This is a genomic window from Vibrio rubrogenes (genome assembly GCF_059641415.1).
The window spans coordinates 25,651-40,414 of the sequence record NZ_JCARSY010000025.1 but is presented as its reverse complement, the minus strand read 5'-3'; the positions used below and the strand labels follow the sequence as shown (position 1 = coordinate 40,414).

The following is a 14,764-nucleotide window of genomic DNA, read 5'->3' as shown; positions in this document are numbered from 1 at the left end:
TAAAAAAAAACCCCCGGACTTTTCAGTGCGGGGGTTTTTTTCATCTTGCTGCTATCTTTCGTCCAGTAGCCCCCGCGCGGAATCAATAATGACCACGACTAGAATTAGGCTAATTAGAGAATGTAAACGGACGATTAGATGCATCATGAATAGAAATCTTATTTTTAGTTAATGTTCCAAGATTGATGAAAATCTCGACATACCTAGTGTGTAACATACAATTCTGTTACATGACAAGGAAAATATCATTCTTTTTTCATATTCTTTTATTTTCCGCTTACGTTATACCTACCCCAGTACATTCAGCGTATCACTGATTGATACCATGAATATTTATAAATCAATCACAAGGGAATTATATGGGGTTAGCAATTATTCATAGTCGGGCGAGTGTCGGTGTCGAAGCACCATTGGTGACCGTGGAAGTTCATATTAGTAATGGGATGCCGGGATTTACACTGGTGGGCTTACCGGAAACCACCGTCAAAGAATCACGGGATCGGGTTCGGAGTGCGATTATCCACTCCCGGTTTGAATTTCCTCCCAAACGTATCACTGTGCTATGAAAGATAAACAGGAATAATTACAACTAAAGATGCGTTACTAAGTCTCAATTTGATATACTGCTGGGCTGATTTATGTAATACTGTTTTTATATACAGGTCCAGATGGTTGAAGTTTATGAAAGTGCCCCATGTCATTCCGTATCAAGGAAGTAAAAGAAAACTTGCAGATGCTATTCTCCAACATGTAGAGGGAATAGATATTGATACGCTTTACGAACCATTTTCTGGATCTGGTGCGATAACGTTAGCCGCTGCTGCGAAAGGGGTTGCTAATCAGTATGTGCTAAATGATAAGTATGCTCCAATAATGGATTTATGGGATCTAATCATTAACTCACCAGAGTTGGCGGCTGATAGATATGAAGCTGTTTGGGAGGGGCAAATACCAAGTAGCGGTGATGTAGAGCCAATATCTTATTCTTACGAGCATTTTATGGAGATAAGAGCACAATTTAACAGAGATAATGACCCTGTTAAGTTTCTATATCTTTTAGCTCGTTGTGTAAAAAATGCCATTAGATTTAATTCCAATGGTGATTTTAATCAATCACCGGATAAAAGAAGAAAGGGCACAGCACCAGACAAAATGAGAGCCAACATTTTTGGAGCATCTAAAGTATTGCAAGGCAAAAGTAGTATCTTTAGTGAAGACTTTAAAACCGTTACTTCCAAGGCAACACGTAATGATCTGATTTATATGGATCCACCTTGGCAAGGAACAAGTACAAAAAAAGACACAAGATATGCATTTATCCTACAAATTGATGAGTTGATAGGTGAGCTTGAAGAGCTGAACAAGCGAGATGTGCCTTATTTATTATCTTTTGACGGTGTTTGCGGTGATAAATCATATGGTAAAGATCTTCCACAGCATCTAAATCTTAGAAAGACGATGTTAGACGCAGGAAGATCTTCACAAGCAATACTATTAGGAAGAGAAGATAAAACTTTGGAATCTTTATATCTATCTCCTGCATTAGTAGAAAAAGTTAAAGCTACTAACCTTTTAGTCGCTGTATAATTAAATCTTGAATAGTTGTTCCAGTTCTCTTACTTTCTTCGTTTAAGTGGTCGTAGATAGCTGCATCTTGACCACTAAAGCCAAGGTTCAAGACTCTAATCGCTCTTGTAGCTGCGTGAGTATAGTTTTCTGGATATGCCCAATAACAAGAGCCACAAACAGACTGATCTTTTAATCCTCTGAGGTTTGGGCATTGTTCACACTCCCAGGATTTTTGTCTTTGAGCTGCTCCGCTTAAAAGCATAAATCGGTCTGGTGAGTTTTCCTCAGCGACATCATCCCCTGCAACTTCGTAAGGAATACGATGATCTATCTGTAAATATCTGCCCTCAAATGCAATCCCTGATACTGCACATCTTTCTCCGTACATTTCAATCAGTTTGTTTTTTAAACCTTTAGAGAAAGTTTGTCTTCCTGCTAACTTGTGCCCCTCTATTTTGCTCGGATCACCAAAGCGATATGCTCCGATTTTTCTACCTTGTTTATCTAATACTTTGAATGTTTCAAGAGGTATTCCGTTTTCTCTTACATCTCGGGCTGCTCTGGGTGGATGATCATAGCCATAAATATCTTTTAGCTCCTCTGTAGAGATAGAACCGTGAGCAATTATATGGTCAATTACGGTTTTGGCACGTTTAGCTGTGACTTTTTGAGCTAATGCCAAGATTTTTGGATCTATTTTTGTCATATGCAACATCCTCAAAAAGGATGTAGCCTATCAGACTTTGGTCATAATTTGGACCAAAAATAAACAATGAAAATGATAATCAAAATCATCAATCAAAGTTGGAAAAATCAAGACTTTGGATCAACTCTTTTGTCTTTATATCACCAACTTTTATTTTGAAGATTTTCCTTACTTTATCGTATCCCATTACAGTTAAAAATCCGTGTCGTTCTAATGTTTCTAAAGCTGTTTTTATAGCTTTATGCTTTAATTTATTGCTCTTTTCATCAATGTTTAATATTTTTGAAATGTGAGAAATATGAAGATAATTTGCATAACGACCCATACTTAGAATATATATTGCGATTTTTTGAGAGTTTATCTTTAATCCTTTTAGTAAAGAAACGTTTAAGAAAAATGTATCATCATTTTTGTCATATATATCAGTTCTAATATTATAAATTAACAACTCTTTTTCTTTGTCTAAATGATATTTATCGAAAATATCATTATGCATTTCATTAAGAAAAATCATTAAGTCATATTTAGACTCTCCTCTAATATTTTTGTATTTTTTTTGAAGCTCTTTTATTTCTATATTTATTTCTTGTTTCTCCGTTATTTTTGTTATCTCATTGTTTAATAATATTGAAAATAAGTAAAAATCTCTCGGTTTATCAAATAACTTTAAGAAATCTACATTTCTTATTGCTTTTTGATTTAGTAATATAATTAGCTTGTCCTTACTAATTTTTGGTAATTTAGGAAGCTCTGTATATTTTATCATAATATCCTCTTTGCACAGTTGAGTTATTTATTTACCATAAAAACTTTAAAAGTAAATACTTGTGTTTTAAATATTTCGCACTTCGTGCGTTTTTCAGAGATGGCACGAAGTGCCATTATGTTTTGGTAAAATAAGAAATTATTTTAAATAAATATTTAATAATATATTAGAGAGATTGTTTTTTTTGCTTTTTTGCTTTAGTTAACTGCTTATTTGTTGTTGTTTTTAATATGAGGTGACAGTTGTGGAATATTATTGGCACACTTAAGTGACAATATAGGAACAGTAATGGAATTATAAAGGAACAATTGTGTGAAAACGTGGTTTTGGTAAAAAGTACTATCTGTTGACAATATTATAATGTGTGTTTAACTATGATTAGTTAACAAGTATATACAAAATGGTTTTTGTATACTCACTATACAAACTTTGTTTGTGTTCGCCCTGCGGGAATGAAAAATAAAAGATTTTATAATAAAAAATAAGGACATTAAAAATGGAATTAAAAACAATATTAAGATTTGAGAAAATAAAAAGCTTTAACAATTTAAACTTGTCAAATGCTCACGTGTATAGATACTTAGAAACACCTAATGCTAATCAAAAAATAACGAATAAAACATTAATTGGCTCTGGTAATATCGTTAAAGACGTAAGACAAAAGTTTGAAAAAAGCAATATAAAGCCAAGAAAAAACGCAGTTATTTGTATTGAGGCTTTATTAAGTCTATCACCTGATTTTTTTCAAAGTAATGCAAATATTAAAGATTTTGCTCTAAGTGCTCGTAAATGGCTAATGAGTGAGTTTGGCGATAACCTTGTATCTGCTGTGTTGCATCTTGACGAAAAGACTCCACATATACATGCTCATATTGTCCCAATGACTAATGATGGTAGATTGTCAGCTCGTGAACTTTTTAATAAAAGAACATTACCTGATTATCAAAAATCTTACTTGAATAAAATGAAAATGATTGAACCTAAATTAAAATACAATCAGGGTTCTAAGGCAGAACATACGAAAATTAAAGATTATTATTCAATGATTAACAAGGAAATAGAAAATAACAAAGAATTGAAAAGCAAAATTTTAAAATTAGAAAATGAACTCGAAGAAAGAGATGATAAAATATTCTCTATGGTTAATAGGGCAAAAAAGTTAGAAAAGTCAATAAAAGAACAAGATAATGAAATGTTTAAGCTGAAAAGGGTTATTGAACAACTAAAAGACAAAATTAAAGAACTCTCTAATCCAACTAAACCTGATAATGAAATTGAAAGTGAGTATGAATATCAACACCTTTTTCCGGAATTAAATCCAAATAATTTCCCTGATGAGATAAATAAAAGAAAAGATAAAAAAAGAAATAGATTAAGGAGATAGATTTCTTAATCTATTTCTTATTTTTTATTCAAGAGAGTAATCTTTTTCCGATGTGTCAACGCCCCAAAAATTAGCAGCCCTTAATATTTCTATAAATCTTCCATCCATCTTACCACTTTTATATGCATTAATTATTTCTTCTTTTAACTCAAAGAACTCTTCAAAACCGTCGACAGGGTTTATGCTTTCTTTCTTTTCAATTTTACTGTTTTGGAGAAGGAAATGAACAACCTGTCCATTTAAATATAAAGCAGTGCACGATTTTGAATCACTTGAAATAACAAATCCAGCAAAATTTTCATTAACAAATCTTTTTCCTTTTATTATTGAAATAGGGTCTGTCTTGTCAAAATGGTTTAATTTATTATCACTTGAAAGTCTTGCTATGTTAGCTTTAAAATCTGCAACTCTGGTATCATTGAGCCTGATCTTTTTACGTTGTTTGGAACTCTCTTTTAGATATGTTTCATAATCTAAACTACCATTGTCGTTCATATTCTCTAAGGTGTTTATATTTTTTTCAATTTCTCTTGTTTTAGAGGATATATCACTTATTTGTTGTTTTATTTTTTTTATTTCTTCACTATTGTCTTTCTTTGTTTTAGTTATCATTCCAAACATATTTGGAGTAGAAGAAAGAAAATCATCATATTTTATAGATTTACTCTTACAGCCTAAGATACGCCGTCCTTGACACTTTAACATATAGTATAAAGTGCGCCCTTTTTTTGTAATCTTATCATCAGTCTCGAAATAATATTTTTGCCCGCAACCAGAACAGAATATTTTCCCAGTAAATATATTAATAGATTTTCTACCAGAATATTTGGTGGTTTTTTTTGTTGTTGTCATTGATTGAACAACATCCCAATCATCAATAGATATAATTTGAGGATAGTAGTTTTTAAATACTTCACCGGTCTTCTTTATATGAAGATCTCCGAGGACACAGCGATTTTTGAGGAGGTGATTAATTTTGGCAGAGCTCCAAGAGTTGGTAAAATTCTTATGTCGCCTCTTTGCTACCTGTTCAATGCCTTTGTCATTGAATATTCTCGCAATATCACCCATTGAAGTTCCTGCAATATACATTTTAAAAACACGTTGAACAATTTTTGCCTTATCATTAACAACAAAATCTTTTTTTTGTTTTGTTCCTTTATTATCTATCCATCCAGGAAGTATACCTACATACTGTATAGGCTCGCCATTATTTAACTTGTCAATTCTCCTATCAAAGCTCTTCAAAATACGTTCTGACTTTACTGCACTTTCTTTATTCGCTTGTACCATTAGCATAGAAGAATAGAGAACACTCATTAAGTCATTAAGGCTTTCCTTTGTGTAGATCATCTTATCCATCAATGTAATTACATTAATGTTTGCTCTTAGAATAGTTCTCAACACATCGGAAGCATCATCTAAGCTCTGGCGAGATAGTCTATCAATCTGCTCAACACACAAATACGCTGAACCATCAGTCTCTATAACCCCAGAGTCTATAGCGTCAAAAAAATCCCCTAACGAGCCCTTTTTGATATGGTCAGCTTTGTATGCCGATAGCCCTAAATCCCTCAGTTCAAGGCTATCATTTACTGTATAACCGTTCTCCTTTGCATACTTCAAGATATCGCCAAGCTGTCGATGATATGAGCTACCGCCAGATTGTTGCTCACTACTGAATCGGACGTAGGGATATAGTATTTTCTGCATTGTTTCATTCCTTAGATTAGGCAAATCTTAATATCATTTATTCCTGTTAATCATACACTAAACCACGGTCAATCTGGCGCCGGCCGATTTACCGAAAGAAGGCGGGCGGTTTGACCTGCCTATCGCTTTGGGCATTCTGGCGGCATCAGATCAAATCATCTCGGACCATCTGGCCAACTATGAGTTTTTAGGGGAGTTGGCTTTATCCGGTCAGTTGCGAACAGTGAAAGGGGTATTACCCGCAGCCTTGGCTGCCGGGCTGGCTGACCGTGCTTTGGTTGTGCCGCATGAAAATGGCGATCAGGCAGCTTTGGTCGGGCAAAATCAGCATTATTCTGCCGGGAGTTTGCAAGAAGTATGTCAGGCTTTGTGTGGCGATTTGTCACTGGGGTTGTATCAGTCTCAGCCCGAGATTAAGCAACCGACGCCTTCGCGGGATTTGCAGGATATTATTGGCCAGCAACAGGGCAAGCGTGCTTTAGAAATTGCAGCGGCCGGTCATCATAATTTACTGTTTCTCGGGCCTCCGGGGACGGGGAAAACGATGCTTGCCTCCCGGCTGTGTGACTTACTGCCTGAGATGAGCAATGAAGAAGCGATGGAAACGGCAGCGGTTGCATCGCTGACTCAGCAGGATATTCATCAGTACAACTGGAAACAGCGGCCATTTCGTGCTCCGCATCATTCCAGTTCGATGGCCGCTTTGGTCGGGGGCGGTTCGATTCCGCGTCCCGTGACAATTACATCGTAAAAGTGTACTAATAACCTCAAATATCGATATTTCAACAATGTATTTGTGTTCTGAGTAACATCAATATTGTGTAATGGATTGAACTATACATCATTAGCGAGGAATGGTTTTTCTCATGTCTGTGCGTCAAATTCCTAAGAATTATCGAAATGTTACTGGGAGAGCTTCATCTCAAAAAACTAAGGCGGGATTTTTCGAATCTACCTTAGAAAGAGATCTGTTAACTCTCTTTGAATTTGATAAGAACGTGATTTCCTTTGATGTTCAGCCAGTGTCTATTCAGTGGATTGATTCTGAGAGGAAGCATCGAACCTATATACCGGACGTCCTAGTCCAGTATAGAAGTGGCTTTTGTCCGTTTTCACCGCGGGATACTATTCTTTGTGAAGTGAAATACCGGGATGATATCAGGAAAAATTGGGAGGTTCTGAAACCTAAATTTCGGGCGGCTATCCGGTATGCGAATAAAATGGGGTGGCGCTTTAAACTGATGACTGAAAGAGAGATCAGAACCATTTATATGGAAAATGCCCGTTTTTTACTGCCCTACCTACACCGAGAATCCGATGAACAGTATGCAGAGTTGCTGGTTAAGCATTTAAGAAGTATGTCCTTCTGTACGATTGAAGAACTGATTAAAGCAATATTCTTTGATAAATGGTCTCAGGCCGAGTTGATCCCCACGCTATGGAATATGATTGCAGCAGGAGAAATACGGACAGATCTGAACATTCCGCTTACTATGTCAGCAAGTATTTGGTTAGAGGGATAAAAGATAGCAATGGGACGTCGTTCAAATCTTAATAATGCACCAACTCTGAGTAGAGGTAGTTCAGTTTTTTATGGAGGATACCAATTCTTCATATTACAAATCATAGATTTGGGTCATGTGCTTGCAGAGAAGGCAGAATCCGGAGAAATAAAAAAGATTAGGATTTCTGAGTTGCATTTTGAGCCCGATTCAAAAAGGGGGAAGAGCCCAGCGATTGATGCGATGCCAGATAAGGATTGGCAGATTGCCCAAAGTCGTTTGGAGATCATCCAGCCATTGATCGGTAAGTTTGACAGGACGAAAGCTGACGTTGAAAGCGTTGCAGAGCAACATGGGTTCCATATAAATACGTTGTATAAATGGCTTCGGCTTTATGAAGCGGACAATCTTCTCACAAGTCTTACACCTAATCGACGTTCCGATCGCGGAACTACGAAATTGACCCCTGAAGTTGAAGCGATTATCTCTTCCTGTATAGAAGAGGAATACCTGACTAAACAGAAAAAATCTGTTGTTACTGTTTATACTGAGGTTGAACGGTTATGTCGAAATGCAGATTTACCAGCCCCTCATATTAATACCGTGCGTAAGCGTATTGACAGTATCTCGAGAAAACTCCGGATTAGTCGACGGTTTGGTGCTCAGAAAGCTCATCGTGAGCTACACATGAACGAAGGTGAATTTCCTCATGCGGATTTTCCCTTGTCTGTTGTCCAGATAGATCACACCCCTCTGGACATTATTATTGTTGATGATGAGTACCGTCTGCCTTTGGACCGACCATGGATAACAATGGCTATTGATGTCTATAGCCGTATGGTTATGGGTTTTTATATATCTTTTGATTCCCCATCAGCTACCAATGTCGGTTCTTGTCTAGCTCATGCAATTTTGACTAAAGATACCTGGCTTGCTGAGCATGACATAGATGCTGAGTGGCCTTGTTGGGGGCTGCCAAGGACTGTCCATGCTGACAATGCCAAAGAGTTTCGTGGAAAAATGCTCCAAAAAGCATGTGACTTGTACAATATTAATCTGGAGTGGCGTCCGGTTGCCCGTCCCCATTTTGGCGGGCATATAGAACGGTTACTGGGCACATTCGCTAAAAAAATTCATGCACTGCCGGGAACAACATTTTCAAACCCTCAGGAAAGAGGAGAATATGATTCAAGTAAAGAATCTATCTTCACTCTGAAAGAGTTTGAGTTCTGGTTCGCGAACCAGATCCAGATTTACCATCATGATTTCCATTCAAATATTGGTTGTAGTCCGATCTCAAAATATGAAGAAGGTATATTGGGCAGCAAAACAACTAAAGGGGTGGGTTTGCCTGCAAGAGTTAAGGATGAACATGCATTACGCCTGAACTTTTTGCCATATGTTGAGAGAACAATTCAGTCTTACGGCATACAAATCGACAAGATTAACTATTACCACGATGTTTTACGTGTTTGGGTTAACGCAACTGTTGATGGAAAAAGTAAGTTGAAGCGTACTTTCATTTTTCGAAGGGATCCCCGGGATGTCAGTGTTGTCTGGTTTTTTGATCCCCAGTTAGAAACATACTTTCCTATCCCATACAGAAACAACTCTTTTCCTGCCGCCAGTCTCTGGGAAGTCCGTGCAGCTAATAAGAAACTTAAAGATGATGGGATGCAGACAATAAACGAAGATGTCATTTTCGAGTCGATTGAAAAAATGCGTGAAATTGAAAAATCAGCTGCTGAAAAAACGAAGAAAGCCAGAAAATCACATCAACGTAGGAAGACACACGAACAAAGAGCTTTGACTGGTCAAATCAAATTGAGTGGAGTGGTTCCTCCAACATCGGATCCCTGCTTGGTGGATGATGAGCTTATTCTTCCCTTTGATGATATTGATGAGGTGATAGGCCATGAGTGATACAGGAATAAATGAATATGCTCATTTGGGTTCCGTAGCAAAAGAATATGTTCAATGCAGTGTAAAACAGAGAATTAACTATATACGTTCTCCACATTGGATTGGATATCCAAAGGCAAAGGATGTTCTGGCAAAATTAGATGATTTGCTGACCTATCCCAAGCGTCACCGGATGCCAAACCTTTTAATTGTTGGAGAAAGTAATTCGGGAAAGACAATGATTGCGGAGCGTTTTGTCAAGATGCACCCAGCATATGAGAGGGAAGATAACGAAGGAATTGTTATTCCGGTATTGGCGATACAAGCACCGCCTGTACCAAGTGAATCCAGACTCTATAGTAACATTCTGGATAAGATGTTTGCACCTTATCGTCCTTCTGATTCTACAGAGAAGAAACAATTTCAGGTGATTCGACTCATTCAGGCATGTAATGTTCAGATGCTGATTATTGATGAGATTCACTCCATTCTTGCAGGGAATCTGGAAAAACAGAGAGTTTTTCTGAGTGTATTGCGTAACTTAGGGAATGAACTAAAGATACCTATTGTTGGATTAGGTATTAAAGACGCTCTTCGGGCAATGAAGACCGATCCTCAGTTAGATAACCGCTTTAAACCCATTTTGTTACCTCGGTGGGAGTATACAACTGATTACCGACGGTTATTGGCCAGTTTTGAAAGCGTTTTACCCTTGAAAAGGGCATCTAACTTATCGAAGAAAACTATTGCACTCAAGTTGCTCAGTATGAGTGAGGGCCTGCTAGGTGAGCTCTCTGAGATTATTTCTGAAGCGGCAATTAAGGCAATAGAAACAGAAAAAGAGTGTATTGATTTGGATATTCTGAACTCTCTTGAGTGGTTATCACCGACTTTAAGGCGAAGTGTATAGATGAATATCTGGCCAGTTCACCCAAGCCCAATGCCAGATGAAATCTTTTCCTCATGGCTGACTCGTGTTGCTATGGGGAATGGACAGAAACTATCTACAATCATTCGGTTGGTTTCAGGGTGTTCTATGCCATATAAATATCTGGACAGTTCTTTTCCATCAACAGAATTAAATGGGCTCAGTGAGAAGCTGAATGTTCCAGAGGATACTATCTATAGGACAACATTGGCTAGTTACGCAGGTTTCCTATACGAGCGATCATCATACAGATCTCGAAGACAGAGTTGTATTCTTAACGCCGGTGAAACCAGAAATCATTTGTACTACCAACAATATTGTCCTCTCTGTTTAAGAAATAACATCCCATATTATCGGAAGAGCTGGCGTGTTTCGTTTGTGACGGTTTGCCCGACTCACAGTACGAAACTTCTTGATAGGTGTTGTCAGTGTGCTTCACCCATTATGGTCACTGGTAATGATATCAAGGAGAAATATTTGCAATATAGAGGGAATTTTACAGATTGTCATGTGTGTGGATATGATTTAAGAACGTTCCCTTCTGATCCCGCGGATATTCATGTTATTCATGAAACTAATTGGTACTTATCAATTTTAAAAAATGGCTTTGTTCAATTACAAAAAGATAAAGATTTTTGGATTTATTCATTCTCATTTTTTAGTCTTCTAAGATTAATGATGAAGATGACCATTAATGAGTGGAGTAAAAAAGGAAATATTAAATGTGAGTCAGTTGATCCTGATTCCTTTCCCATAGAGATTAGATATAGAGCGGTTCAATTTTTGGTTGGAATGTTTCAAGATTGGCCATATAGATTTGTGGAATACTGCAGGTCTTGGGGGATCCAGTATCACAAAATTAAGACTATCGAAAAAATATGTAGGAGGGTCCCCTTTTGGATTGAATCAGATGTTCAACCAAGACTATATGCTCCTAATGTGGAGCCTAGTGAGGAGAGTGTTTTGGCTGCCATAGATTTAATGAAAATTAAAAAGCAAAGAGTGAATATCTCTAGTGTGAATAAATTTATGGGATATGTCGATGCTATTACAGTGCGTAGAATTGTAAAAACAATGAGTCTATAGAGAAGATTAATTATTTCATTAAACAGGAATTTTATATGTATCCATATGAACCATACGAAGGTGATGACCAAGATGACATTGATATCACTTTTGATGATATTTTAGGTATGAGCTTGGAGGGTGTTAGTTTTCTGGAAAGAGATGAGTTACAGATACTTGCGCAGAAATTTGTGGCGCTTGAGATGAAAGTTGGTAATTTACCAACACGATTAGACCATTCTGATCGATGTGATCTGAATGATTATCTCCAGTTAGGGCTGAACAACGAGACTAAATATTCAAGTTTGTTAAAGGAAATTGACTATTTATTGTATGTTGCTAAAATTTTTGTTGCTTTGATAAGAACAGAGAAAAAAGCGATGAAAGCCCTTGCTCTTGATGATCCTGGTGCTTATGCAAAGATGTTATCTTATCGTAGGAAATATACAAGTCCTTATTATTCTTTTGGTCAATATAATAAAAATGATCTATCTACTTTCTTGACTGAAAATAAAGAGAGTAATAGAGACCATTCTCACTGGTTCCATATTTGTGAATCACGGGTACTAGAAAATAACTATTCTAGAGTGAGTGTTCACTTGGAACAGATGTCTATTGATGAAAATATTTTTAAGTAGTCTTTACTTAGTCCATTTTTGTGTTGGGAATTTAAGTACCAGTACACATTATCTTCGGCTCTTGTTAAAGCAACATAACCTAAGCAAAGAGCTTCATTGTGCTGGGCATTATCATATGTTGTAGGCATATCGGTCCATAGATAAATAGCATTCTTTAGGGGGTTCCAGTTATCGTAATATATATCACCTAATAAGAAAATTGATTTTGACTGAAGCCCTTTGCTTACATGAATAGTCATCGGCTGGATAACTTCATTTTTTTTCAGATTATTATACAAAATATCCCATTTTGGGCATCCAGTATTGTTAAGAAGTTTATGATATCTAGAAATTATATATATAGGCTTTTCTTTTGATGCATTGATTCTATTTACTTCTTCATGAAGTTTTTCTGCAAGGTGTTCATAATTTATTTTTGTCTCATAAGTGCCAGTTTTTATTTCTTCTATGATCATGAATTTTGAATTTTTTGATTCTTCATCTTTACGCGCTGATTTGAATATTTTATCACAATTTAATCTTTTTAAATATATACGAGATATTTCTATAATATTATTTAGGCTGCGATAGTTTATATATAGCCGGACTATGCTGAATTTTCCATATATAGGAAAATATAAATCAGGATTCATGATAAAATGACGGGATCCTCCTCGCCATGAATATATAGATTGATTTTCGTCACCCACAAACATGATTGTTCCTTTTGCCATTTTTTTCGTATATATTTTTTTTATATTATTTATAAAGTTGATAATGTTAGGGGAAATGTCTTGGAATTCATCTATTAGTAAATGCTCTGACCATTTTAAATTTATTTCTGGATTACATTGACTTAGGTCACAATGCTTAGATGAACTGAAATTGTGAAATATTTGTTCAAAGGTAATGAGGTTTTTACTTTCTAAGTGTTCTTCTAACTTCTTATTGAAAATTATGGCTGCTTCTAAAAAAGTTATATCATTCTCTAATAACTCTGAAAAATAATTTTGTTCACATATGGTTTCTATACTATATTTTGTTATTTTTTTTCCAAGAGAGTATATAAAGCTTGATAAGCTATAGAAGTGCTCATATACAGGTTTAAAGTTCTTATCTCCAGGATTTTTATTGATGGATTCCCCAATATTTGCATATGTGAAGTATGGAGCTGAAGGGATTCCATTCATTGTATTGTTTCTATCAATTAGATCTTGAAGATCCTGTTGAGAGTGTACCCATAAATAATCTGGTCTAGCTATGGATAGAATAAAATATCTACGATAATTCATTCGGTTGTATATAGAGTATCTTTTCATTTTATCTGATTTTAAGTATTGATCTCTATAGTTATTAATATCTTTGCTTATAAATATTTTTAAATTTAGATTAGGTAGATTAATATGGTATTTTAGATTTGTTCCCCCAACTTTTATATAACCTTTTTCTTCATGGCAAATTAAATTATTCATATAAAAGTTTCTATTTTCTTCAATCCAATCATTAAATGAAGTATCAGACAGTTCATTTTCGAAGATATCATAATATTTATTGTCTGAATCTTTCTTTACTGATTTTCTCCAGAAAGAATATACATAAAGTTTATCAATTGTTTTTTTAAATTTATCATCTTCTAAATATAAATTATTATATACCTTATTCATTTCTTCAGATAATTTGGGAATAGAGTCGTCGCATTCATAAGATTGCTTTATTTCGTCCTCAGACATCATTGTAAAGTCATCAATATCTAATAATTCACCATTATCTAATTCTAACTTGGGAGTAAAGTTGCCGTGTATCAATTTTCGTCCATCTCCAAATTTTTTATGGAGCATATAGGCCAATGAATGAAATGTTTTTACAACAGAGCGGCCTACCTGTTCATCTATTGGATTATATTTTGGAGGTAATGCATTGATAATGTGGACTAATTTCTCTATAAACTCTTTTCTGGATGCTCGTGTAAATGTTGTTACTGTAATCTTATTGAGTGGTATATCGAGAGCTTTGTATAAGAAAGCTACGCGACAAGCAAGAACAGTTGATTTGCCAGATCCCGCTCCCGCTTGGACACACGTCGCTGGGTTTTCACTGAAGAGCATTTGAATTTGTTCTTCATTTGGTGTTATTCCTATTCTGTGTAATTCAGATAGGAAATTCGATTTCTGAGTTGATGAAAAATTGTATCTTTTCTTCTGAACAATAGGTTCGATGGACGGTTCTTCTTTATATGGTGAGGGAATATTGTAACTAGAGCAATGTTTTTCTATGTTTTCTCGTTCTTGGATATTGGTTTGTTTAAGGTTCTTAATATCATTACTTGCTTTTTCATGTTTAGCTAGAAGGTCGTTAAAAGCATACTTATAGGACTCAAGTTTCTTCCTATATAGAGCGTGAATGTTTGAAATTTCGCTTTGATGAGTGGACTCTTTTTGGGAGAGTTTTCTATTATTTCCCTGCTCTGCTGTATCTAACAAATCGAGACTTAGCTCTTTCAATAAGTCATAGTCTTTTTTCTTTACTCTCCCAAACCATCCTATTTTTATGCTTGGTAGTCGCTCTAATAGTTTTTTCTTATATGTTTTCTGGGATTCGTTTATGGAAGACAT

11 protein-coding genes and 3 pseudogenes are annotated in these 14,764 nt (G+C 35.7%); 10 read left to right on the top strand and 4 right to left on the bottom strand.

Annotation, left to right across the window (positions count from 1 at the left end; genetic code table 11):
• Nucleotides 1-359 precede the first annotated feature (359 nt).
• Both AC55NX_RS15530 and AC55NX_RS15525 read left to right on the top strand, forming a co-directional pair.
• Nucleotides 360-560: pseudogene (locus AC55NX_RS15530) on the top strand (magnesium chelatase domain-containing protein); the annotation flags it as partial.
• Nucleotides 561-681: 121 nt separating this feature from the next.
• Nucleotides 682-1,587, top strand: coding sequence for a DNA adenine methylase (locus AC55NX_RS15525; protein ID WP_496996549.1), 906 nt, complete (start codon nt 682-684; stop codon nt 1,585-1,587).
• Here the strand turns inward: AC55NX_RS15525 and AC55NX_RS15520 are convergent.
• Nucleotides 1,565-2,275, bottom strand: a complete 711-nt coding sequence (locus AC55NX_RS15520) for a hypothetical protein (RefSeq protein ID WP_496996548.1) — start codon at nt 2,273-2,275, stop codon at nt 1,565-1,567. The genes AC55NX_RS15525 and AC55NX_RS15520 overlap by 23 nt on opposite strands.
• 88 nt (nt 2,276-2,363) lie before the next feature.
• Nucleotides 2,364-3,041 carry a hypothetical protein gene (locus AC55NX_RS15515; protein ID WP_496996547.1) on the bottom strand — a complete coding sequence of 226 codons (678 nt, stop codon included), beginning with the start codon at nt 3,039-3,041 and terminating at the stop codon, nt 2,364-2,366.
• A gap of 496 nt (nt 3,042-3,537) precedes the next feature.
• On the opposite strand from AC55NX_RS15515, the gene mobV reads away from it, so the two are divergent.
• Complete coding sequence (gene mobV / locus AC55NX_RS15510; protein WP_496996546.1) at nt 3,538-4,425, top strand: MobV family relaxase; 888 nt, start codon at nt 3,538-3,540, stop codon at nt 4,423-4,425.
• A 24-nt stretch (nt 4,426-4,449) separates the two neighbouring features.
• Here mobV and AC55NX_RS15505 read toward each other — a convergent pair whose 3' ends face one another.
• On the bottom strand, nt 4,450-6,138 hold the full coding sequence (locus AC55NX_RS15505; protein WP_496996545.1) for a recombinase family protein: 1,689 nt from the start codon (nt 6,136-6,138) through the stop codon (nt 4,450-4,452).
• A gap of 64 nt (nt 6,139-6,202) precedes the next feature.
• Between AC55NX_RS15505 and AC55NX_RS15500 the strand changes: the two are divergent.
• The 7 genes and pseudogenes from AC55NX_RS15500 to AC55NX_RS15470 form a co-directional block, all read left to right on the top strand.
• Nucleotides 6,203-6,883, top strand: a pseudogene (locus AC55NX_RS15500) (ATP-binding protein); the annotation flags it as partial.
• Nucleotides 6,884-7,004: 121 nt separating this feature from the next.
• Nucleotides 7,005-7,661 (top strand): TnsA endonuclease N-terminal domain-containing protein, encoded by a 657-nt coding sequence (locus AC55NX_RS15495; RefSeq protein WP_496996544.1) that lies wholly within the window; start codon nt 7,005-7,007, stop codon nt 7,659-7,661.
• A gap of 9 nt (nt 7,662-7,670) precedes the next feature.
• Nucleotides 7,671-9,563 carry a transposase gene (locus AC55NX_RS15490; protein ID WP_496996543.1) on the top strand — a complete coding sequence of 631 codons (1,893 nt, stop codon included), beginning with the start codon at nt 7,671-7,673 and terminating at the stop codon, nt 9,561-9,563.
• Nucleotides 9,556-10,452, top strand: coding sequence for a TniB family NTP-binding protein (locus AC55NX_RS15485; RefSeq protein WP_496996542.1), 897 nt, complete (start codon nt 9,556-9,558; stop codon nt 10,450-10,452). The genes AC55NX_RS15490 and AC55NX_RS15485 overlap by 8 nt, the downstream gene beginning before the upstream one ends.
• Nucleotides 10,453-10,869 (top strand): annotated as a pseudogene (locus AC55NX_RS15480) (TniQ family protein); the annotation flags it as partial. It lies immediately after the preceding gene.
• 78 nt (nt 10,870-10,947) lie between these two features.
• Nucleotides 10,948-11,556 (top strand): hypothetical protein, encoded by a 609-nt coding sequence (locus tag AC55NX_RS15475; protein WP_496996560.1) that lies wholly within the window; start codon nt 10,948-10,950, stop codon nt 11,554-11,556.
• Between the two features lie 35 nt (nt 11,557-11,591).
• The gene (locus AC55NX_RS15470; protein WP_496996541.1) at nt 11,592-12,173 is read left to right on the top strand and encodes a hypothetical protein; all 582 of its coding nucleotides are present in this window, start codon (nt 11,592-11,594) and stop codon (nt 12,171-12,173) included.
• On the opposite strand, the gene AC55NX_RS15465 is transcribed toward AC55NX_RS15470, so the two are convergent.
• Entirely contained in the window at nt 12,131-14,764 is a 2,634-nt protein-coding gene (locus AC55NX_RS15465; protein ID WP_496996540.1) for a UvrD-helicase domain-containing protein, read from the bottom strand. The genes AC55NX_RS15470 and AC55NX_RS15465 overlap by 43 nt on opposite strands.

Bases quoted from the DNA above. Each gene is read 5' to 3' on its own strand.
- AC55NX_RS15495 (WP_496996544.1), top strand. From the start codon at position 7,005: ATGTCTGTGCGTCAAATTCCTAAGAATTATCGAAATGTTACTGGGAGA.
- AC55NX_RS15525 (WP_496996549.1), top strand. From the start codon at position 682: ATGAAAGTGCCCCATGTCATTCCGTATCAAGGAAGTAAAAGAAAACTT.
- AC55NX_RS15465 (WP_496996540.1), bottom strand. From the start codon at position 14,764: ATGTCTTCCATAAACGAATCCCAGAAAACATATAAGAAAAAACTATTA.
- AC55NX_RS15520 (WP_496996548.1), bottom strand. From the start codon at position 2,275: ATGACAAAAATAGATCCAAAAATCTTGGCATTAGCTCAAAAAGTCACA.
- AC55NX_RS15490 (WP_496996543.1), top strand. From the start codon at position 7,671: ATGGGACGTCGTTCAAATCTTAATAATGCACCAACTCTGAGTAGAGGT.
- AC55NX_RS15470 (WP_496996541.1), top strand. From the start codon at position 11,592: ATGTATCCATATGAACCATACGAAGGTGATGACCAAGATGACATTGAT.
- AC55NX_RS15485 (WP_496996542.1), top strand. From the start codon at position 9,556: ATGAGTGATACAGGAATAAATGAATATGCTCATTTGGGTTCCGTAGCA.
- AC55NX_RS15515 (WP_496996547.1), bottom strand. From the start codon at position 3,041: ATGATAAAATATACAGAGCTTCCTAAATTACCAAAAATTAGTAAGGAC.
- mobV (WP_496996546.1), top strand. From the start codon at position 3,538: ATGGAATTAAAAACAATATTAAGATTTGAGAAAATAAAAAGCTTTAAC.
- AC55NX_RS15505 (WP_496996545.1), bottom strand. From the start codon at position 6,138: ATGCAGAAAATACTATATCCCTACGTCCGATTCAGTAGTGAGCAACAA.